Genomic DNA, 19,685 nt, shown 5'->3' on the forward strand with positions numbered 1-19,685 from the left:
TGTGACAAAGGGGGAGTAGGGGGAAGATGTGCGCAAGATAGTGCACCGCCATCTGGGCAAGGTGGTGGCCGGTGCGGGACTGGCGGTGGCGGGGACCGCCGTGATGGTCGGGATAACCCTGCCGGGTACGGCAGGGGCGGACGAGTCGGGAGGAACCAACGGGAACGGCACGGCAACCGCGCAGGACGCGGGCCAGGGGTCGGGTGCCGTCAAGCCGGGTGTGGTGGAAGAGGCCCCGGCCGAGGGGAAGAAGGGCACGGGCAGTGACCCGCTGACCGACGACGAGACCAAGCGCGTCGAACAACTCGCCCTGACCAAGCAGATGTTCAACACCGGGGAGAACGCCGAGGGCCGCCGCGGCCCCGAGCGGCTCAGCGTCGATCTCGCCGATCCGGACGCGAAGGAACTGGACGACGCGAACACGCCGCGCCGCGCGGACGTCACGTTCTACGACTACCGCAACGACACCCTCGTCACCCGGACCGTCAACCTCGACACCGGCAAGGTCGAGCAGACCACCAGCCGGCAGGGCGTCCAGCCGCCGCTCAGCCACGACGAGAACGTCCAGGCGCTCAAGCTGCTGATCGGTGATCCGCTCGGCGCCGGCCTCAAGGCAGACTTCAAGGACGCCACGGGCAAGGAACTGACCGATCCGGAGCAGCAGTTGCTGCTCAACAGCGCGGTCTACCGCGCCACCCCGGGCGCCCAGCCGGCCGCGCTCGACAAGTGCGGCGAACACCGCTGCGTGCGGCTCTTCCCGAAGGTCAAGAACGGGCCGTGGATCGACGCCAGGTCGCTCATCGTCGACCTGAGCGCGCGCAAGGTCGTGAAGCTCGGCCGCTGAGCCGGCTCCGTTCGCGCATCCCCTCATCTCACACCTCCCGTACGAGGAGTCATTTCGTCATGCACGTGAACGAGCGCGCGACCACGCGCGCGTACAGAGTCGGCCGTGCCCGCAGGACGGCCGCCGTGGGCCTGTCCGTGGCCGCGCTGGCGGCCGGTGCGACCACGGCCGCCGGACCCGCCGCCGCCCAGCCCGAGCGGGCCGCCGCGGCCGCCGCCGACTGCTCCGCCGCCTACCGCATCGAGCAGAAGCTCTCCACCGGCACCACCTGGCGGATGTGCTGGCGCTACGACAGCAAGGCCGGACTGGTCCTGGAGCACATCTCCTACCAGCCCAAGGGCGAGTCGGCCCCCATCAAGGTCCTCTCCAGCGCCCGCCTCGCCCAGATCGACGTCCCCTACGACGACGGCAGCGTCGAGTACGACGACCTGACCGGCTTCGGCTTCGCCCAGGGCCTGGTGCCGCTCGACACGGCCGAGTGCCCCGGCGGCACCATCAAGAGCATCAAGGTCCCCGACGCCTGGGACCCGGCCCACCCCAACGTCAACGGCCTCTGCACCACCACCCGTTCGCGCGGCCACGCGTACCGGATGCAGGCCGACACCGGCAACCGGGTGTTCCAGCAGCAGGGCAAGGACCTGCTGATCTACACCGTCAACAAGGTCGGCTGGTATGAGTACATGACCGAGTGGCGGTTCCAGGACGACGGCACGATCAACATGAACGTCGGCGCCACCGGCAGCCTTTCACCGGGCGACTACGACGCCGGGGACGGCCGCGGCTGGCCGATCGGCAAGGGCGCCCACGCCTACGCCACCAGCCACAGCCACAACGTGTTCTGGAAGCTGGACTTCGACCTCGACGGCTCCTCCAAGAGCCGCGTCGAGCAGTACGACTCGGTGGTCAGCCCGCCGGCCCGCGGCCAGGAGGCGCCGAGCAACAAGACCACCCGCACCAATGTGACGAAGGAACTCGCCGGCGACGCCAAGAACATGCGCTGGTGGCGTGTGGTCAGCACAGCGGGCAAGAACAAGGACGGGCACGCCCGTTCGTACGAGATCGTCCAGGGCGCCACCAACAAGTACCCGGGTCACGGTTTCACCAAGCACGACGTCTACTTCACCCAGTACGACAAGTGCGAGCAGTTCGCCAGCAACAACCCGGGCTGTGCCACCGGTCACCCCAAGACCGTCGACCAGTGGGTCAACGGCCAGACCCTCACCAACCCCGTGGTCTGGGTGAACGTCGGTTTCCACCACATCGCGCGTGACGAGGACCAGCAGCCCATGCCGGTCCACTGGCAGGGCTTCTCCATCGCCCCGCGTGATGTCACTGCTATGAATCCGCTCACTCCGGCCGAGCTCGCCGATCAGAACGGACGTCCCGGAAACGGTAGTTGAGAAACGACCTGTCCATCCGGCTGCACCGCCGACCGCTCCCGGAGTACCCTTCCTTGATCGTTGGCACAGGGAGAGCTCGGGGGAGCGGAAGGCGGTGCACGGGTGGGCTCGGGAGGCCTGGAGCTGCCCCCTGGTGACGAGGGTCACGAGGGAAACTCCACAGACGTCCCGCCCGGCGCGGTGTCCCTGGCCCGGCCGATGGACGCCACGGGCTCCATCGGGCCGGAGCTGGAATGGGACGCCGACGCCTGGCTCGAGGTGCGTACGCGCGCCCAGCGGGCCGGCCGGGCCTACATCTGGCTGAACCTGGTCGAGCAACGGCTGCGCACCGTCGTGGCCGCCGTGCTGCGGCCCATCTACGAACCCGTCCACGGCGACGAGTGGGTGGTCGCCGCCGCCGGGCCCGCCGGTCAGGAGTGGGTCCAGCGGGCGGCCGCGGTCCGCGAGGTCAGCCGCCGCAAGGGCTATCTGCTCGACCCGGCCGACGACAACGTGCTCAGCTTCCTCACCCTCCCGCAGCTGCGCGAGCTGATGGTGCAGCACTGGCCCTGCTTCGAGCCGTACTTCGACGAGCGCCGCGACGTCGAACTCGCCCTGGACGAGCTGGAGGTGACCCGCAACGTCGTCTCCCGCAACCGGGCGCTCTCCGAGGCCGTCCTCAACCAGGCCGAGCGCGCCTCCGCCCGGCTCCTGGAGATGCTCGGCGCGGGCGGCGACGTACCCTCCGCGCGCCGGCTCCCCGTGGACGCCGTCGAGGACCTCGTCGGCGACCGCTACGCCGACGTCGTCGCCGTCCATCCCGACCGGGTCCGGCTCATGCGCCAGTTCCCCGCCGAGGACCTCTTCGGCGGCGCCCGCCGCCTGGACGCCATCGGCATCGGCCTCAACCTGCTCGTGCAGAACTTCTCCGGCCGCCGCCTGGTCCGCCTCGCCGAGACCGGCTGCCGGGTCCGGCTCCTCTTCCTCAACCCCGCCTCCAGCGCGGTCAAGCGCCGCGAGCGTGAACTCGGGATGAAACGGGGCGAACTCGGCCGCTCGGTCGAGATGAACATCCTCCATATGCGTCGGGTCCGCTCCCGGCTGCGCGACCCGGGCGCCTTCGAGATCCAGGTGTACGACGACACCCCGCGCTTCTCCGCCTACCTCGTGGACGGCGACGGCGCCGACGGCGTCGCGATCATCCAGTCCTATCTCCGCGGGGCGCGGGGCATGGAGTCACCGGTGCTGGTGCTGCGCAACGGCAACAAGGTGGTCAAGTCGGACGACGTGGTGGAAACGGGACTCTTCCCGACGTACCGCGAGGAGTTCGAGATGGCTTGGGCGGATTCGCGCCCGGTGTCCTGACGCGGGGACGGCGGTAAGCGGAACGCGGTCCTCTGATTGTCAGTGGCGCATGCGAGGGTGGAGACCACTGGGGGAAAGCACCACCAAGAAGGGGGGCCGCCCATGGGCTGGCACCAGGAGCTCCTGATCGGCTTCGACCTGGAGACGACGGGTACGGATCCGCGCGAGGCGCGGATCGTCACGGGCGCCGTGATCGAGGTCAGGGCCGGGCAGGAACTGGGCCGCCGCGAATGGCTGGCGGATCCGGGCGTCGAGATCCCGGCCGACGCGGTGGCGGTGCACGGCATCAGCAACGAGCGGGCGGCGGCCGACGGCAGACCGGCCGACCAGGTCGCCGACGCCCTCGCGGACGTCCTCACCGGCTACTGGAAGACAGGCGTCCCGGTCGTCGCCTACAACGCGGCCTTCGACCTCACGCTCCTCACGGCGGAGCTGCGCCGCCATGGACTCCCGTCCCTCTCCGACCGCCTCGGCGGCCTCGACCCCGCGCCGGTCGTCGACCCGTACACCATCGACCGCCGGGTCGACCGCTACCGCCGCGGCAAGCGCAACCTCGAAGCGGTCTGTGCCGAGTACGGCATCACCCTCACCGCCGCCCACAACGCCTCCGCCGACGCCCTCGCCGCGGCCCGCCTGGCCCACGCGATAGCCGAGCGCCACCCGAAGATCGCGGCGCTGGGCCCGGCGGAGCTGCATCGCCGCCAGGTGGAGTGGTACGCGGAGTGGGCGGCGGACTTCCAGAGCTTCCTGCGCCGCAAGGGAGAGGCCGACGCGGTGGTGGACGGGGCGTGGCCCCTGCGGGAGCTGGCCGAAGCGGTCTGAGTACTGGGCCGGTTGGGCGGTTCGTCCAGCGCGGGCCGGTGGGGGCTGGTCGCGCAGTTCCCCGCGCCCCTTCGGGGCGCTCCTCGGCGGCCGTGGCTCAGAAGGGGTACCACCGCACCGACTCGTCGCCCTGTCGCAGTGACGTCACCCGGCGCTTGAACTCCGCCAGTGCCTTCGGGTTGGTCGGGGCGTGCTGGGCGACCCAAGCACAGCTCGCCGTCTCCCGGGCCCCGCGCAGCACGCCGCACCCCTCCCACTCACGCACATCCCACCCGTAGGCCTCGGTGAACGAGGCGTACGCCTCGTCGGGCATCCCGTACCGGTCCCGGGACAGCGCCATGACGACCAGGTCGTGCTCGCGCAGGTCCGACGAGAAGGTCTCCAGATCGACCAGCACCGGACCCTCCGGTCCGATGTGCACATTGCGGGGCAACGCGTCCCCGTGGATCGGCCCCGGCGTCAGATGCGGCGTCAGCGCGGCCGCGGCCGCCGCGAAGCCGTCCCGGCGCTCCCGCAGATACGCCGCGTCCGCGGGGTCGATCGCCTCGCCGGCGAGCCGCAGCCAGCGCTCCACACCGCCCAGCAGCTCGCGGGGCGGCAATGCGAAGGGAGGTGAGGGCAGTGCGTGCACGATCCGCAGCAGTCCGGCCAGATCGCGCGGCTCGGCGGGGCGTACGGGGTCGGGCAGCCGGTGCCACACGGTCAACGGGTGCCCCTCGACGAGCCGCGCCTTCGGCTCGGCGGCCCGTACGGCCGGTACGCCCGCCTCCGCCAGCCACCCGGCGATCTCCAGCTCGCGCCGGGCCCTGTCGAGTAGCTCGGCGTCCCGGCCCACCTTCACCACCAGGTCCCCGGCGGCGAACACCGCGTTCTCGCCCAGGGCGAGGAGCGAGGCGTCGGCCGCCGTACCGGGCAGCACACCCGCCGCGGCCAGTACGTCCCGTGCCCTTGCCTCGTCCATCGTCCGCCTCCGTGTCCGTCCCGCTGTACGGCGGCCAGTCTCGCATCCACGGAGGTGGGACCAGGTGCGCGGTGCCTTGACGGGACCAGCTGCCTTCACGACATGTCAGCCGCTCCTTGTGTGCGACCGGTCGGGCCTGGTCATGGTCTTGAATCCTCCCCTCCCTATGGGTAAGAAGGGAGGGGATTCCTGGCTCAGGCAGCCATCGGGGGCAGCGCCCCAGGTGGTCTTACACCCTTGGCGCCAGCCGGGTTGAGACCAGCCCGGATGAGCATCACGCGGGCGGAGTTCTTGTCTCTGGGGGAGGAGACTCCGCAACGGATGGAGGTGTAGGTGCGCTCTCCCAGCGGCTGGGGGCCCCACGCCCTTAAGGCAGTGGGGGAGCGTGCTTGGCTCTCGCTCCGCAGTGCGCGCAGTCCATCGTGGTGTGCGCGGGGTGGACCAGGTGGACGGTGCGTCCGTGCTTGCGTCCCATCTCGATCAGGGCCTGTTTGGTGGCGCCGGTGGCGGCGTCGGTGGCCTTCCGGGCCATCGAAGTCCTGGCGAGGAATTGCGGCTTGAAGTCTTCGATGGCCAACACGTCATGGTCTGTGACGACCTTCTTGGCCCATTTGCGGCCGGTGTCCTGGCGCTGGCGTGCGACCTTACGGTCAGAGCGACCCCGCCCGCCAGGTGCAGCATTCCGTCCTTCAGTCGGAAACCGCGCCGGGTGTAGTTGAGGGTGGGCGGCGCCTCGCTTTTCTTCTTCCATCTGGGCATTCCGGCTCGGCGTGCCATAGGGAGCCGGTCCTTGATGTCCTTGACCGCCTTGGCGCGGGACTTGCCGGAATCTCGGACGATCTGTTGCTGCGGCACCGAGCTACCCTCGCGCAGCCACGGGTTTGCCCTGCGCGCCTCGGTCAGCATCTTGTCGAGCTGTGCCGGACCGCACGTCCGGTTGTCCCCAGTGGCCTGGTTGTGCAAGTGCATAGCCTTGGACTTGGCCACACACTCGTTCCACACCCACCGGCACCGATGCCACTCCGCCATCAGGGCTGTGCGGGCCATGGACGACATACGCAGCCGAAACGTCCACCGGGCGTGCTCCACCCCGTTGGCTTCCGCTGCTGCTGCCACGCCATCACCCATGGTCCGGTCACCCTCCTCCTGCCAAGCGACCGTACGTGCGAGATCCGTACACCCACATCCCTTTTCCTTTGTGATCGCCTCAATCGGTGAATGCCAGCACTCATGTTCGACGAACTCCGCCACCGGCCGGAGAAGGACGGCAACCTGGTGCCGGCCCGCTACCAGCGCTGAGCGTCGGTACGCACAGAACAGGGCCCGTCGGCTCCCCCGGAGACCGACGGGCCCTGTGCCAGGGGGCGTTGCTCAGACGCGCAGCCGGTCCGGCTCGTCCCACGTCACCCGCGCCACCGGCTCCGGCGACTCGTCGTGCGTCATGTCCGGCAGCCACCGCAGCCAGCTGGGCAGGTACCAGTTGCGCTCGCCGAGCAGGGCCATCACGGCCGGAAGCAGCACGCCCCGGATGACCGTCGCGTCGATGAGGACCGCGGCCGCCAGGCCCACACCCATCTGCTTCATGGACTGCATGGACAGGGTGCCGAAGATCGCGAACACGGCGACCATGATGACGGCGGCGCTGGTGACGACCCCGGCCGTGGTGACCACCCCGTGCTGGATCGCGTCCTTCGTGGACCGGCCGCGCAGCCGGGCCTCGCGGATCCGGGAGACCACGAACACGTGGTAGTCCATCGACAGGCCGAACAGGATCACGAAGAGGAACAGCGGCAGCCAGGTGACGATCGCGCCGACGCCCTGGGCACCCACCAGCGAGGCGCCCCAGCCGTGCTGGAAGACGGCGACCAGGACGCCGTAGGCCGCGCCCACCGAGAGCAGGTTGAGGACGATCGAGGTGATCGCGACCGTCAGCGAGCGGAACGACAGCAGCATGAGGAGGAAGGCGAACACGACCACGAAGGCGAAGACCGGGACGACCGAGCCCATCAGCTGGTCGTTGAAGTCCTCGTTGCCCGCGACGTTCCCGGTCACCGGGGCCTGTACGCCGTCGACCTTGCCGAGTGTGGCCGGCCGCACCTCGTCGCGCAGCTTCTCCAGGCTCCGGCCGGCCTTGTCCATGTCGGAGCCGCCGACCAGCGGTACCGAGATCAGGGCGACGTTCTGGGCGTCGTGCAGCTTGATGTCGACCGGCCCGCGCGAGGCCCCCGAACTGATCGCCCGCTCCCGGAAGTCGGTCAGCGCCTGCCTGACCTCGGGGGCGTTGATGTCCTTCGCCTTGACGACCACCTCGGCGGGCTCGGAGCCGCCCGGGAAGGCCTGGTTGACCCGGTCGTAGGTCTGCACGATCGGCAGCGAGTCGCCGAACTCCTGGTCCAGGGTGAGCTGCGAGGTCTTCATACCGAGGGCGGGGGCGGCGACGGCGAGCAGCGCACCGACCGCGACGACCACGGAGACCAGCGGCCTGGCGAGCACACCGCGCAGGACGGCCGTCCAGAACCGGCTCTCGGAGGGGCCGTGGTTGCTCCTGCGGCGGCGCAGGAAGGGGAGACGGCCCTTCTCGACCCGTTCGCCGAGCAGGGAGAGCAGCGCGGGCAGCACGGTCACGGAGCCGACCATGGCGACCGCGACCACCATCAGCGAGGCCAGGCCCATCGCCTCGAACTCGGGGAGCCCGGTGAACAGCATGCCCGCCATCGCCACGCACACCGTGACACCGGAGACGATGATCGCCCGGCCGCTGGTGGCGGCGGCGATCCGCAGCGCGGCGCCCGCGGACCGGCCGGCCTCCCGCTCCTCGCGCTCCCGGCGCAGATAGAACAGGCAGTAGTCGACACCGACGGCCATACCGACCAGCAGCATCACGGAGTTGGCGGTGTCGCTCATCGGCTGCAGATGGCTGACCACGCCCATCAGGCCCATCGTCGCCATGATCGCGGTGATGGCGAGCCCGACCGGCAGCAGCGCGGCCACCAGCGCGCCGAAGGCGATCAGCAGGATGCCGAAGGCCACCGGGACGGCGGAGTACTCGGCCTGCTGGAAGTCGTTGCCGAAGGCGTCCTTGTACTGCTTGCTCATGCTGGCGCCGCCGATCTCCTCGATCCGCAGCGTGCCGTGCGCCTTCTGCACCCCGGCCACCGCGTCGAGCACCGGCCCGACCCGGTCGGCGGCCGTCGCCGAGTCGCCGCGCATGTCGAACTGCACCAGCGCGCTGCGCCCGTCCTTCGAGATCGTCCCCGTGTCGTACGGCGAGGTGACGTCCGTGACCTCGCCGGTGCCGTCGACGGCCTTCACGACATCCGCGACCGCTGCCTTGAAGCCGGCGTCCGTCGCCCTGACCGAGCCGTCCTTCGCCTGGACCAGAACCGTCTCACTCGCCGGGCGCTTGATACCCGCATCGTCGATGATCTTCGCGGCGGTGTGGGTCTCACCCTTGAGCTGGTCGTTCTCGTCGACGTCGACCCGGCCGGCCGCCGAGCCGAGTCCCATCGCCAGGACCACGAACAGCACCCATATACCGACGGCGGCCCAGCGGTGCCGGGCGCTCCAGCCGCCGGCCCGGGCGGCCAGCCCCCGCACCCGCGTGTCTCCGTTCCCCATGACGGGATTGCCCCCTCGTGTGCGGTGGCGGCCCCGGCCGCCACGGTTTCTTCACGACTTCCTTCGTTCGATTCGAAGGTATGGGCCGGACAAGTCGGACTCGTCGTGCTGCCCGGTGAAGTACGACGGCCGGCTCTCGTCACCGAGAAGGATGTCGGGCCCCTACACCTATCGCCCTGTCTCGGGGGTGATCATCGGGGCTGTCCCTTCCGATGACGTGGGTCCTCTTTGTGATTACAGAACCTTGTTGAACAAGTCACAGGTGCGTGTAGGAGTTGATCCGGACGGGTCCGATCGGCCAGAGTTTCGGGCAGTCCGGGTTGCCCGGCACGGCCTTCGTGCCCACCCCCACGGGGCATGAAGGCCGTTCTAAGGTGTTCGAGTGACGACGTATGCGGCGCTGCTGCGCGGGATCAACGTGGGCGGCAAGAAGAAGCTTCCGATGGCCGAGCTGCGCGGTCTGATGACCGGGCTCGGGTACGAATCCGTCCAGACCTATCTGCAGAGCGGGCAGGCCGTCTTCGCCTCCGGCCACGGGGACGCCGAGTCCCTGGCCGCGGAGCTGGCCGAGGCGATCGAGGAGCGGTTCGGCTTCCCGGTCGACGTACTCGTCCGCGACCACGCCTACCTCAAGGCGATCGCCGAGGCCTGCCCGTTCCCGGCCGCCGAGCTGGAGGCCAGGCAGCTGCACGTCACCTACTTCTCCGCGCCGGTCACCCCGGAGCGCTTCGCGGACATCGACCCGGCGGCCCACCTCCCGGAGGAGTTCCGCCTGGGCGACCGCGCGCTGTACCTGTACGCCCCGGACGGCCTCGGCCGCTCCAAGCTGGCGGAGGCGCTGTCCCGGCCCCGGGTCAACAAGAGACTGGTCGCCACGACCCGGAACTGGAACACGGTGGTCAAGCTGGTGGAGCTCACCGCCGGGGAAGCGTGACCTTCCGCAGGCCGAGGAAGGGGGACAGCGACATGATCTCGCGCGGTACGGCGAGCCGCGGGTCCCGGTGGAGGCGGTCCGGTCCGGCAGGGTCGTCGGTGGCCGCCACGGCATCGATCAGCGCCTGTTCGTCCCCTGTGAGCGGGCCGTCCGCCAGGGTGGCCAGGCCCCAGCCGTCCCAGGGCAGTGGTTCGGTGCCGTGCCGGGCGGCGAGGTCCAGGACCACGTTGCGGCGCACCAGCCACAGGCCCCGGACCCTCGGCCCTGTCCCAGGGGCAGGGTCAAGGGCGCGCACCCAACTACCCAATAAGGACAAGTCGTTGGGAAACCGAACCGGTAAAGCCCCAGGTGTGACACCTTCACCGCGGCCGACGCTGAAGTAAGAGCCGGTCACGGCAGGAAGGTTCGCGAGAGCCCCGCAGTGGACCGGCCGTTCGCGGTCCGACGTCACAGGGGAGCGCCGGACCGCGAACACGGACCAGAATGTTCAGGCCCCCACGGCCGTCAGGGCAGGGGTGCGTGCCGCGTCGTACCGCTCCAGCAGCAGCCGTGCCACCTCCGGCGCCGGGCCGAGCACCTCGGCCAGCACGTCCGCCTCCGCCGCGCCCCGCGCGATCCGGTCCGGCAGGAAGCCGGGGGCGAGGACGTACGGGGCCACGGCCACCCGGGCACAGCCGAGCTCCCGCAGCTCGCGTACCGCGTCCTCGGTGCGGGGGAGGGATGCGGAGGCGAACGCAGGCCGCACGGCGCACCAGCCGGTGTGCCGCCACTCCCGCGCGATTTCTGCGATCACTGCGATCGCCTCCGGGTCGGAGGACCCCGCCGAGGCCAGCACGACCCCGGTCGAGGACTTGTCGGCGGGGGTCAGCCCCGCCTCGTACAACCGCCGTTCCAGGGCCGAGAGCAGCAGCGGGGACGGGCCGAGCACCTCCGCCTGACGGATACGGAGCTGCGCCGGCGCGTCCCGCAGGACGGCGGGGATGTCCGCCTTCGCGTGGAAGGCGCGGGTGAGCAGGAGGGGGAGGGCGACGACGTCCCGGACGCCCTCCGCCGCCAGTGACTCCAGCATCCCGTGCACGGACGGGATGTTGAAGTCCAGGAAGCCCGTCTCCACGCGCAGCCCGGGCCGCAGCGACCGTACCCGCCGTACCAGGGCGTGCACGGTCGCCGCGTGCCGTGGATCACGGCTGCCGTGGGCGATGACGAGAAGAACGGGCTTGCTGTACATGGACCTCAGCTCTTCACCAGCAGACCGCGGCTGCGCAGTACCCACCGCTCCAGCGGGCTGAAGATCAGCAGGTCGATCGCGATACCGACGAACAGGATGAGCAGGATGGCCAGGAAGACCGTCGCCATGTCGCTGTTGGTACGGCCCACCTCCAGCAGCTGGCCCAGCCCCATGCCCATGTCCGGGGACTGGGCGATGATCTCGGCGGCCATCAGCGAACGCCAGGAGAACGCCCAGCCCTGCTTCAGACCGGCCACATAGCCGGGCAGCGCCGCCGGCATCACGATGTGCCAGGTGCCGCGCAGGCCCGTCGCACCCAGGGTGCGGCCCGCCCGCAGGAACAGCGGGGGCACCTGGTCGACGCCCGACACCAGGCCGTTGGCGATCGACGGCACGGCGCCGAGCAGGATCACCGTGAACATCACCGAGTTGTTCAGGCCCAGCCAGATGACCGCCGGCGCCACCCAGGCGACCGAGGGCAGCGACTGGAGCCCGGAGAGGATCGGGCCGAACGCGGCACGGACGAACTTCACCCGTGCCACCAGCAGGCCCAGCGGTGTGCCGATCACCAGCGCGAGCAGGAAGCCCAGCAGACCGCGGGAGACGCTGCCCCAGATGTACTGGAGGAGGGTTCCCTTGAGCCACTGGTCCTCGACCGCGCTCCAGACGTCCGAGGGGGAGGGCAGCTTCGACGGATCGTTCACGACCGGGTAGAGCAGGGCCCAGGCGACCAGCACCACCGCGACGGCGATGATGGGCGGCAGGATCTTGTTCTTGAAGGTCTGGCTGAAGGGCGTCCGCCCGGCGACCGAGGTCTCCAGCGCGTCGAGGCCCGCCTCGACGCTTCCGGCATCCTGGGTCGGCGTGGTCTCAGTGCTGGCCATGACGGCGGATCTCCCCCCGCAGTACGTCGGTGATCTCAAGGGACAGTTCGGCCACGGGCGCGTCCTCGATGCGCCGCGGCTGCGGGATGCCGACCGTCCACTCGCGCGCGATCCGGCCCGGACGGGACGACAGCAGGATGACACGCTGGGCGAGCCGGACCGCCTCGCGCACGTTGTGCGTGACGAAGAGGACGGACAGGCCGGTCTCCGCCCAGATCCGCGTCAGCTCGTCGTGCAGCACGTCCCGCGTGATGGCGTCGAGGGCCGCGAACGGCTCGTCCATCAACAGCAGGTTGCTCTCCTGGCCGAGCGCCCGGGCCAGCGCCACCCGCTGCCGCATACCGCCCGACAGCTCGTGCACGCGCTTGCCGTACGCGCCCTTGAGCCGGACGAGTTCGAGCAGTTCCTCGGCCTTGTCGCGCCGGTCGTTCTTGGGGACTCCCCGGAGCCGGAGAGCGAGTTCGATGTTCTTGCCCGCGGTCAGCCACGGGAAGAGGGCGTGCTCCTGGAACATCAGGGCCGGGCGGCCGTCCGTCGCGATGGAACCGGCGGTCGGCGCGTCCAGGCCGGCCACCAGGTTCAGCAGCGTGGACTTGCCGCAGCCCGAGGCCCCCAGGAGGGTGACGAACTCACCCGGCGCGACATCGAGGCTGATGTCGTCCAGGACGAGCTGCTGTCCACCCGGCTGGGCGAAGGACTTCGAGACGTGCTCGAGCCGCGCCGCGTATTCGACGGTCTCGTCGGCCTTGGCGAGGGTCGTGGCCATGGTCGTCACCTCCTGGGATCTCGTCGGGGTCCGTCAGCTGCTGCCGAGACCGGCGTCGGAGACGGTGGCCTCGCCGTCGGCCTTCAGGACCTTGTTGAGGATCGTCAGGTCGTAGATCCCCTTCAGGTCGGGCTTCTCCAGCAGACCGGCCTTGACCGCGTGCTCCGCCTCGGTGTTGAGGGTGGCGGCCAGCGGGTCGTCGGTGAACTGGATGGACTTCCACGCCGGGTCGAGGACGTTCGCCTTGAGCGCCTTGCCGGAGTCGGCCTCAAGCTGCTTGTTCGCCACCGCCTTGGCCTGGTCGGGGTTGGCGTTGATCCACTTGTTGGCCTCGACCGAGGCCTTCAGCACCGCCTCGACGGCCTTCGGGTGGTCCTTGAGGAACTGCTGCCGCACGATGATGTTCGTGATCACGAACTTCTTGTCCGGCCACAGGCTCGACTCGTCGAGCAGCACCTTGCCGCCCTCGGCGACCAGCTTGGACGCGGTCGGCTCCGGCACCCAGGCGCCGTCGATGGCACCGGACTTGTAGGCGTCCGGGGTGATCTTGTTGTCGGTGCGCACCACCGAGACATCGCCCTTGCCGGTGTTCGCGTCGACCTTCCAGCCCTGGTCCGCGATCCAGTTGAGGAATGCCACGTCCTGAGTGTTGCCCAGTTGCGGCGTCGCGATCTTCTTGCCCTTGACGTCCTTCAGGGACTTGATCGTCTTCGGGTTCACGACGAGCTTCACACCGCCGGAGGCCGAACCGCCGATGATCTTCAGGCTCTTGCCGTTCGACTTGACGTAGCCGTTGATCGACGGGGAGGGACCGATCCAGCCGATGTCGATGGAGCCGGAGTTCAGCGCCTCGATCTCCGAGGGGCCGGCGTTGAAGATCTGGTACGCCGCCTTGGTGGCGCCCAACTGCTTCTGGAAGTAGCCCTGTTGACGGGCGACGAGCGCGGTGCCGTGGGTCAGGTTGCCGAAGTAGCCGATCTTGACCGAGTCGAGGCCGTCGATCTTCGAGGATCCGGCGGAGACCTTTTCCTTGGCGTTGTCGGTGGTCGACTTCGACCCGTAGCCGCAGGCGGCGAGTGTGAGAAGCGGGAGCGCGGCTACCACGGCTATGCCGCGGCGAAGGAGCTGTGAGCGGTTGGCAGGCACGGGAGGCTTTCCTCTCGTTGGCCCGGCGGTCACGGTCTTTCAGGTCGTGGCCGGGAGGTCGGCAGGTCTTCGTCGCATCCGGGACGTCGGGTGGGGGGCCAGGGCGCGCAGGCAGTGCGCGTACGTCATCGCGCACATCGCGCCACCCCGCCCTGCCCGCTCCCGAGGGCACCGCTGCCGACGCGGCCGCCCTCCTTCGCGAACGTCGAGTAGACGTCGGTCATCGTCATGTCAGAAGTCCCAGCCGTCGTCGTCGGCCTCGTCCTTGACCGGCTCGGGGGACGCGAACGACTCGCCGACCATGCCCGCGGTGAGCGTGGTGCCGTCGGCCGGGTCGATCAGGATGAACGAGCCGGTGCGGCGCGAGTCGGAGTAGGAGTCGACCGGCAGCGGCTCGGCGGTACGGATCTTCACCCGGCCGATGTCGTTGGCGACGAGCTGACCCGGGTGCGGGTGCAGGGACAGGTCGTCGAGCGTGAGCCGGGACGGGATGTCCTTGACGATCGCCTTGACCGTGCGGGTGCCGTGCTTGAGCAGCACCCGGTGGCCGACGGTCAGCGGCTGGTCGGCCACGTGGCAGACGGTCGCCTCGACGTCCTGGGTGGTCGCCGGGGCATCCTTCGTCGGGACGATCAGGTCACCGCGCGAGACGTCGATGTCGTCCGTGAGCAGCACGGTCACCGACTGGGTCGTCCAGGCCGTGTCGACCGGCTTGCCGAGCAGGTCGATGCCGGAGATCGTCGTCGTACGGCCGGACGGCAGGACCGTGACGGCCTCGCCCACGTGGAACGAGCCGGCCGCGATCTGGCCGGCGTAGCCCCGGTAGTCCGGGTGGTCGGCGGTCTGCGGGCGGATCACGTACTGCACGGGCAGCCGGGCGTGGCAGTGCGCCAGGTCGTGGGTGACCGGGACGGTCTCCAGGTGCTCCAGGACGGTCGGGCCGCCGTACCAGTCCATGTTCGCGGACGGCTCCACGACGTTGTCGCCGACGAGCGCCGAGATCGGGATCGCGGTGACCTCCGGGACGCCCAGCTCGGTCGCGTACGCCGTGAACTCCTCGGCGATCCCGGCGAAGATCGACTCCTGGTAGCCGACCAGGTCCATCTTGTTGACGGCGAGGACGACGTGCGGGACGCGCAGCAGCGCGGCGATCGCGGCGTGCCGGCGGGTCTGCTCGACCACGCCGTTGCGGGCGTCGACCAGGATCACGGTCAGCTCGGCGGTGGAGGCACCCGTCACCATGTTGCGGGTGTACTGCACATGGCCGGGCGTGTCGGCGAGGATGAACCGCCGCTGGGGCGTGGCGAAGTAACGGTACGCCACATCGATCGTGATGCCCTGCTCGCGCTCGGCGCGCAGGCCGTCGGTGAGGAGGGCGAGGTCGGGGGCGTCCTGGCCGCGGCTCGCCGAGGCGCGCTGGACGGCCTCCAGCTGGTCGGTGAGGACCGACTTGGAGTCGTGCAGCAGCCGTCCGACGAGGGTGGACTTGCCGTCGTCGACCGAACCGGCGGTCGCGAACCGCAGCAGAGTGGTCTCGGCGAGGCCGAGTTCCGTGGTGCTGGTGGTCATGGTTAGAAGTACCCCTCGCGCTTGCGGTCTTCCATCGCGGCCTCGGAGAGCTTGTCGTCGGCACGCGTGGCGCCGCGCTCGGTGAGCCGGGAGGCGGCGATCTCGGCGATCACGGCGTCCAGCGAGTCGGCGTCGGAGTCGACGGCACCCGTGCAGGACATGTCACCGACGGTCCGGTAGCGCACCTGGCGCTTCTCGACGGTCTCGCCGCCCTTCGGGCCGCCCCACTCGCCCGCGGTCAGCCACATCCCGTTGCGCTGGAACACCTCACGCTCGTGCGCGAAGTAGATCTGCGGCAGCTCGATGCCCTCACGGGCGATGTACTGCCAGACGTCCAGCTCGGTCCAGTTGGAGAGCGGGAACACGCGGACGTGCTCGCCGGGGGCGTGCCGGCCGTTGTAGAGGTTCCACAGCTCGGGGCGCTGGCGGCGCGGGTCCCACTGGGAGAACTCGTCGCGCAGGGAGAACACCCGCTCCTTGGCGCGGGCCTTCTCCTCGTCGCGCCGGCCACCGCCGAAGACCGCGTCGAACTTCGCGCTCTGGATCTTCTCGGTCAGGGGCAGCGTCTGCAGCGGGTTGCGGACGCCGTCCGGGCGCTCCTTGAGCACACCCCGGTCGATGTAGTCCTGCACGGAGGCCACGTGCAGGCGCAGTCCGTGGTGCTCGACCGTGCGGTCCCGGTACTCAAGCACCTCGGGGAAGTTGTGCCCGGTGTCCACGTGCAGCAGCGAGAACGGGACGGCCGCCGGGGCGAAGGCCTTCAGCGCCAGGTGCAGCATGACGATGGAGTCCTTGCCGCCGGAGAACAGGATCACCGGCCGCTCGAACTCGCCCGCCACCTCACGGAAGATGTGGACCGCCTCGGACTCCAGCGTGTCCAGGTGGGACAGGGTGTACGGGGTGCCCGTGCCTTCTTCGTGGGTCGCCACGGTCGTCGTCATGCCAGTCCCTTCCCGGTCAGCAGGGCGTGCACCGACGCCGCGGACTCCTGCACGGTCTGGTGCTGCGACTCGATCCGCAGATCGGGCGTCTCGGGCTCCTCGTACGGGTCGTCGACGCCCGTCAGCCCGGTCAGTTCACCGGCGGCCTGTTTGGCGTACAGACCCTTCACATCGCGTACGGAGCACACGTCGACCGGGGTGGCCACATGCACCTCGACGTAGGCGGTGCCGTTCTCCTCGTGCCGCTTGCGCACCGCGTCACGGCTGTCCGCGTAGGGGGCGATCACCGGGACGAGCGCCTTGACGCCGTTACGGGCCAGGAGTTCGGCGACGAAGCCGATGCGCTGCACGTTGGTGTGCCGGTCCTCGCGGCTGAAGCCGAGACCCGCCGAGATGAACTCGCGGATCTCGTCGCCGTCGAGCACCTCCACGCGGTGTCCCTCCGCGCGCAGCCGGCCCGCCAGCTCGTACGCGATGGTGGTCTTGCCGGCACTCGGCAGACCCGTGAGCCAGACGGTGGCTCCGGTCGTCACGTTGTTCTCCTGGTTCGTCGAAGGCCCGGTGGTCGTCATTCGTGCAGCCCGCACTCGGTCTTGGCCCGCCCTGCCCAGCGGCCGGCGCGCGCGTCCTCGCCCTCCAGGACCCGGCGGGTGCAGGGGGCGCAGCCGACGGAGGTGTAGCCGTCCATCAGCAGGGGGTTGGTGAGTACGCCGTGCTCGGCGACGTAGTCGTCCACGTCGTCCTGGGTCCAGCGCGCGATCGGGGAGATCTTGACCTTCTGCCGCTTCTCGTCCCAGCCGACCACCGGGGTGTTGGCCCGGGTCTCGGACTCGTCGCGGCGCAGCCCGGTCGCCCAGGCGGTGTACTTGGTCAGGCCCCGTTCCAGCGGCTGGACCTTGCGGAGCTTGCAGCACAGGTCGGGGTCGCGGTCGTGCAGCTTCGGGCCGTACTCCGCGTCCTGCTCGGCGACCGTCTGGCGCGGGGTGAGCGTGATGACGTTGACGTCCATCACGGCCTCGACCGCGTCCCGGGTGCCGATGGTCTCCGGGAAGTGGTAACCGGTGTCGAGGAAGACGACGTCCACGCCCTTCTGGACGCGCGACGCCAGGTGGGCCACCACCGCGTCCTCCATGGAGGAGGTCAGGCAGAAGCCCTTGCCGAAGGTGTCGACCGCCCACTGGAGGATCTCCAGGGCGGAGGCGTCTTCGAGATCGCGGCCGGCCTGTTCGGCCAGCGCCTTCAACTCCTCGCTCGTTCGCTCTTGCTGAGCGGTGGTCATATCTGTTCCCCTCCAGCTTCGGAGTGCTTCAGTCCACGGGCGAGCAGCCCGAGGAACTTCAGCTGGAATGCGCGGTTGCAGGCCCCGCATTCCCAGGCGCCGTGACGGCCCTCGGCGGCCTCGCTCGGCCGGAGGTCCTCGTCACCGCAGTAGGGGCAGTAGAAGGGGGCGGCCCGCTCGCTCATGACAGGGCCTCCTCGCTGGCGCGGGACGCCCAGGCGGCGAACCGCTCGCCGTCCTCGCGCTCCGCCTGGAAACGCTTGAGCACCCGCTCGACGTAGTCCGGCAGCTCCTCCGAGGTCACCTTGAGACCGCGGACCTTGCGGCCGAAGCCGGCCTCCAGACCCAGGGCGCCTCCCAGGTGCACCTGGTAGCCCTCGACCTGCTCGCCCGCGTCGTTCAGGACCAGCTGGCCCTTGAGACCGATGTCCGCGACCTGGATACGGGCGCAGGCGTTCGGGCAGCCGTTGAGGTTGATGGTCAGCGGCTCGTCGAAGTCCGGCAGACGGCGCTCCAGCTCGTCGATGAGCGAGCTGCCGCGCTGCTTGGTCTCGACGATGGCGAGCTTGCAGTACTCGATGCCGGTGCAGGCCATGGTGCCGCGCCGGAACGGGGACGGCTTGGCGGTCAGGTCCAGCGCCTCCAGGGCCTCGACCAGCGACTCGACCTGCTCCTCGGTGACATCGAGGATGATCATCTTCTGCTCGACGGTGGTCCGCACCCGGCCCGAGCCGTGCGCCTCGGCGAGGTCGGCGATCTTCGCCAGGGTGGCGCCGTCGACGCGGCCGACGCGCGGGGCGAAGCCGACGTAGAAGTTGCCGTCCTGCTGCCGGTGCACACCGACGTGGTCGCGCCAGCGCTGCAGCGGCTGGGCCGGCGCCGGGCCGTCGACGAGCGCGCGCTTGAGGTACTCGTCCTCCAGCACCTGGCGGAACTTCTCCGCGCCCCAGTCGGCGACCAGGAACTTCAGACGGGCGCGGGTGCGCAGCCGCCGGTAGCCGTAGTCCCGGAAGATGCCGATCACGCCGGCCCAGACGTCCGGGACCTCGTCCAGCGGCACCCAGGCGCCGAGCCGGACGCCGATCTTCGGGTTGGTGGACAGGCCGCCGCCGACCCACAGGTCGAAGCCGGGGCCGTGCTCGGGGTGCTCGACGCCGACGAAGGCGATGTCGTTGATCTCGTGCACCACGTCCAGCAGCGGCGAGCCGGAGATCGCGGACTTGAACTTGCGGGGCAGGTTGGAGAACTCCTTGCTGCCGATGTACCGCCGCTCGATCTCGTCGATCGCCCAGCTGCCGTCGATGATCTCGTCCTCGGCGATACCGGCGACCGGCGAGCCGATCACGACACGCGGGCAGTCGCCGCACGCCTCGGTGGTGGACAGCCCGACGGCTTCGAGACGGTTCCAGATCTCGGGAACGTCCTCGATACGGATCCAGTGCAGCTGGATGTTCTGCCGGTCGGTGATGTCCGCGCTGCCCCGGGCGAACTCCTGCGAGATCTCGCCGATCACCCGCAGCTGCTGGGTGGTGAGGCGGCCGCCGTCGATGCGCACCCGCAGCATGAAGTACTTGTCGTCCAGCTCCTCCGGCTCCAGGATGGCGGTCTTGCCGCCGTCGATGCCGGGCTTGCGCTGGGTGTACAGGCCCCACCAGCGCATACGGCCGCGCAGGTCGTTGGGGTCGATCGAGTCGAAGCCGCGCTTGGAGTAGATCGTCTCAATGCGTGTCCGCACATTGAGACCGTCATCGTCCTTCTTGAACTGTTCGTTCCCGTTGAGCGGGGTGTGGTGGCCCATGGCCCACTGACCCTCGCCACGGTGACGGCTCACCTTGCGGCGGGGCGCGGAGGTGGCGGGGTTCTCAGGGGTGGCGGCCATGGCGAATTTACGTCCTTCGGACAGGTGGGAAGCGGCTCTGACCTGCGCGTGCGGGCGCACGGGGGCATGT

Annotated in this window: 18 protein-coding genes and 1 pseudogene; 5 read left to right on the plus strand and 14 right to left on the minus strand. The window is 69.8% G+C overall.

The annotated features are described in order from the left end of the window. Window positions 1-28 precede the first annotated feature (28 nt). The 4 genes from ACIRR9_RS16050 (at window position 29) to ACIRR9_RS16065 (ending at window position 4,410) form a co-directional block, all read left to right on the plus strand. Window positions 29-844: a Tat pathway signal sequence domain protein gene (locus ACIRR9_RS16050; protein WP_403751624.1), complete on the plus strand. Its 816-nt coding sequence runs from the start codon at window positions 29-31 to the stop codon at window positions 842-844. Window positions 845-903: 59 nt separating this feature from the next. Beyond that, complete coding sequence (locus tag ACIRR9_RS16055) at window positions 904-2,244, plus strand: copper amine oxidase (protein ID WP_403751626.1); 1,341 nt, start codon at window positions 904-906, stop codon at window positions 2,242-2,244. A gap of 102 nt (window positions 2,245-2,346) precedes the next feature. Then, the gene (locus ACIRR9_RS16060; protein WP_123973108.1) at window positions 2,347-3,588 is read left to right on the plus strand and encodes an SAV2148 family HEPN domain-containing protein; all 1,242 of its coding nucleotides are present in this window, start codon (window positions 2,347-2,349) and stop codon (window positions 3,586-3,588) included. Between the two features lie 102 nt (window positions 3,589-3,690). Then, window positions 3,691-4,410, plus strand: a complete 720-nt coding sequence (locus ACIRR9_RS16065) for a 3'-5' exonuclease (RefSeq protein ID WP_365351094.1) — start codon at window positions 3,691-3,693, stop codon at window positions 4,408-4,410. 97 nt (window positions 4,411-4,507) lie between these two features. Here the strand turns inward: ACIRR9_RS16065 and ACIRR9_RS16070 are convergent, their stop codons facing one another. The 3 genes and pseudogenes from ACIRR9_RS16070 to ACIRR9_RS16080 form a co-directional block, all read right to left on the minus strand. Then, on the minus strand, window positions 4,508-5,371 hold the full coding sequence (locus ACIRR9_RS16070; protein WP_403751629.1) for a phosphotransferase enzyme family protein: 864 nt from the start codon (window positions 5,369-5,371) through the stop codon (window positions 4,508-4,510). Between the two features lie 194 nt (window positions 5,372-5,565). Then, window positions 5,566-6,487, minus strand: a pseudogene (locus ACIRR9_RS16075) (RNA-guided endonuclease InsQ/TnpB family protein). Between the two features lie 255 nt (window positions 6,488-6,742). Next, window positions 6,743-8,989, minus strand: coding sequence for an MMPL family transporter (locus ACIRR9_RS16080; protein WP_403751631.1), 2,247 nt, complete (start codon window positions 8,987-8,989; stop codon window positions 6,743-6,745). Between the two features lie 382 nt (window positions 8,990-9,371). Here ACIRR9_RS16080 and ACIRR9_RS16085 point away from each other — a divergent pair, with 382 nt between their 5' ends. Next, window positions 9,372-9,923, plus strand: coding sequence for a DUF1697 domain-containing protein (locus ACIRR9_RS16085; RefSeq protein ID WP_403751633.1), 552 nt, complete (start codon window positions 9,372-9,374; stop codon window positions 9,921-9,923). On the opposite strand, the gene ACIRR9_RS16090 is transcribed toward ACIRR9_RS16085, so the two are convergent. The 11 genes from ACIRR9_RS16090 to ACIRR9_RS16140 all read right to left on the minus strand — a co-directional run bounded on the left by ACIRR9_RS16090 (window position 9,904) and on the right by ACIRR9_RS16140 (window position 19,615). After that, the gene (locus ACIRR9_RS16090; protein WP_403751635.1) at window positions 9,904-10,161 is read right to left on the minus strand and encodes a hypothetical protein; all 258 of its coding nucleotides are present in this window, start codon (window positions 10,159-10,161) and stop codon (window positions 9,904-9,906) included. The two genes, ACIRR9_RS16085 and ACIRR9_RS16090, sit on opposite strands and share 20 nt — an antisense overlap. A gap of 249 nt (window positions 10,162-10,410) precedes the next feature. Next, window positions 10,411-11,151: a sirohydrochlorin chelatase gene (locus ACIRR9_RS16095; protein WP_403751637.1), complete on the minus strand. Its 741-nt coding sequence runs from the start codon at window positions 11,149-11,151 to the stop codon at window positions 10,411-10,413. Window positions 11,152-11,156: 5 nt separating this feature from the next. Next, the gene (locus ACIRR9_RS16100) at window positions 11,157-12,035 is read right to left on the minus strand and encodes an ABC transporter permease (protein ID WP_365351100.1); all 879 of its coding nucleotides are present in this window, start codon (window positions 12,033-12,035) and stop codon (window positions 11,157-11,159) included. Further along, a complete protein-coding gene (locus tag ACIRR9_RS16105; RefSeq protein ID WP_123973099.1) occupies window positions 12,022-12,801 on the minus strand; it encodes an ABC transporter ATP-binding protein in 780 nt (259 codons plus the stop codon). Before ACIRR9_RS16105 ends, ACIRR9_RS16100 begins: the two co-directional genes overlap by 14 nt. 33 nt (window positions 12,802-12,834) lie before the next feature. Further along, window positions 12,835-13,947, minus strand: coding sequence for an aliphatic sulfonate ABC transporter substrate-binding protein (locus tag ACIRR9_RS16110; RefSeq protein ID WP_403751639.1), 1,113 nt, complete (start codon window positions 13,945-13,947; stop codon window positions 12,835-12,837). A 231-nt stretch (window positions 13,948-14,178) separates the two neighbouring features. Continuing rightward, window positions 14,179-15,516 (minus strand): sulfate adenylyltransferase subunit 1, encoded by a 1,338-nt coding sequence (locus tag ACIRR9_RS16115; protein ID WP_403751641.1) that lies wholly within the window; start codon window positions 15,514-15,516, stop codon window positions 14,179-14,181. A gap of 2 nt (window positions 15,517-15,518) precedes the next feature. After that, complete coding sequence (gene cysD, locus ACIRR9_RS16120) at window positions 15,519-16,457, minus strand: sulfate adenylyltransferase subunit CysD (RefSeq protein WP_403751643.1); 939 nt, start codon at window positions 16,455-16,457, stop codon at window positions 15,519-15,521. Next, on the minus strand, window positions 16,454-16,990 hold the full coding sequence (gene cysC / locus ACIRR9_RS16125; protein WP_403751645.1) for an adenylyl-sulfate kinase: 537 nt from the start codon (window positions 16,988-16,990) through the stop codon (window positions 16,454-16,456). The genes cysD and cysC overlap by 4 nt, the downstream gene beginning before the upstream one ends. A 35-nt stretch (window positions 16,991-17,025) precedes the next feature. After that, window positions 17,026-17,736 (minus strand): phosphoadenylyl-sulfate reductase, encoded by a 711-nt coding sequence (locus tag ACIRR9_RS16130; protein WP_403751647.1) that lies wholly within the window; start codon window positions 17,734-17,736, stop codon window positions 17,026-17,028. Continuing rightward, a complete protein-coding gene (locus ACIRR9_RS16135; protein WP_123973092.1) occupies window positions 17,733-17,921 on the minus strand; it encodes a hypothetical protein in 189 nt (62 codons plus the stop codon). The genes ACIRR9_RS16130 and ACIRR9_RS16135 overlap by 4 nt, the downstream gene beginning before the upstream one ends. After that, window positions 17,918-19,615 (minus strand): nitrite/sulfite reductase, encoded by a 1,698-nt coding sequence (locus tag ACIRR9_RS16140; protein ID WP_403751649.1) that lies wholly within the window; start codon window positions 19,613-19,615, stop codon window positions 17,918-17,920. The genes ACIRR9_RS16135 and ACIRR9_RS16140 overlap by 4 nt, the downstream gene beginning before the upstream one ends. Window positions 19,616-19,685: the final 70 nt, after the last annotated feature.

This window comes from Streptomyces sp. NPDC101234, from assembly GCF_044767525.1.
Classification (GTDB): domain Bacteria; phylum Actinomycetota; class Actinomycetes; order Streptomycetales; family Streptomycetaceae; genus Streptomyces; species Streptomyces sasae.

Bases quoted from the DNA above. Each gene is read 5' to 3' on its own strand.
- cysD (WP_403751643.1), bottom strand. From the start codon at position 16,457: ATGACGACGACCGTGGCGACCCACGAAGAAGGCACGGGCACCCCGTAC.
- ACIRR9_RS16105 (WP_123973099.1), bottom strand. From the start codon at position 12,801: ATGGCCACGACCCTCGCCAAGGCCGACGAGACCGTCGAATACGCGGCG.
- ACIRR9_RS16135 (WP_123973092.1), bottom strand. From the start codon at position 17,921: ATGAGCGAGCGGGCCGCCCCCTTCTACTGCCCCTACTGCGGTGACGAG.
- ACIRR9_RS16100 (WP_365351100.1), bottom strand. From the start codon at position 12,035: ATGGCCAGCACTGAGACCACGCCGACCCAGGATGCCGGAAGCGTCGAG.
- ACIRR9_RS16095 (WP_403751637.1), bottom strand. From the start codon at position 11,151: ATGTACAGCAAGCCCGTTCTTCTCGTCATCGCCCACGGCAGCCGTGAT.
- ACIRR9_RS16140 (WP_403751649.1), bottom strand. From the start codon at position 19,615: ATGGCCGCCACCCCTGAGAACCCCGCCACCTCCGCGCCCCGCCGCAAG.
- ACIRR9_RS16130 (WP_403751647.1), bottom strand. From the start codon at position 17,736: ATGACCACCGCTCAGCAAGAGCGAACGAGCGAGGAGTTGAAGGCGCTG.
- ACIRR9_RS16115 (WP_403751641.1), bottom strand. From the start codon at position 15,516: ATGACCACCAGCACCACGGAACTCGGCCTCGCCGAGACCACTCTGCTG.
- ACIRR9_RS16070 (WP_403751629.1), bottom strand. From the start codon at position 5,371: ATGGACGAGGCAAGGGCACGGGACGTACTGGCCGCGGCGGGTGTGCTG.
- ACIRR9_RS16065 (WP_365351094.1), top strand. From the start codon at position 3,691: ATGGGCTGGCACCAGGAGCTCCTGATCGGCTTCGACCTGGAGACGACG.
- ACIRR9_RS16080 (WP_403751631.1), bottom strand. From the start codon at position 8,989: ATGGGGAACGGAGACACGCGGGTGCGGGGGCTGGCCGCCCGGGCCGGC.
- ACIRR9_RS16055 (WP_403751626.1), top strand. From the start codon at position 904: ATGCACGTGAACGAGCGCGCGACCACGCGCGCGTACAGAGTCGGCCGT.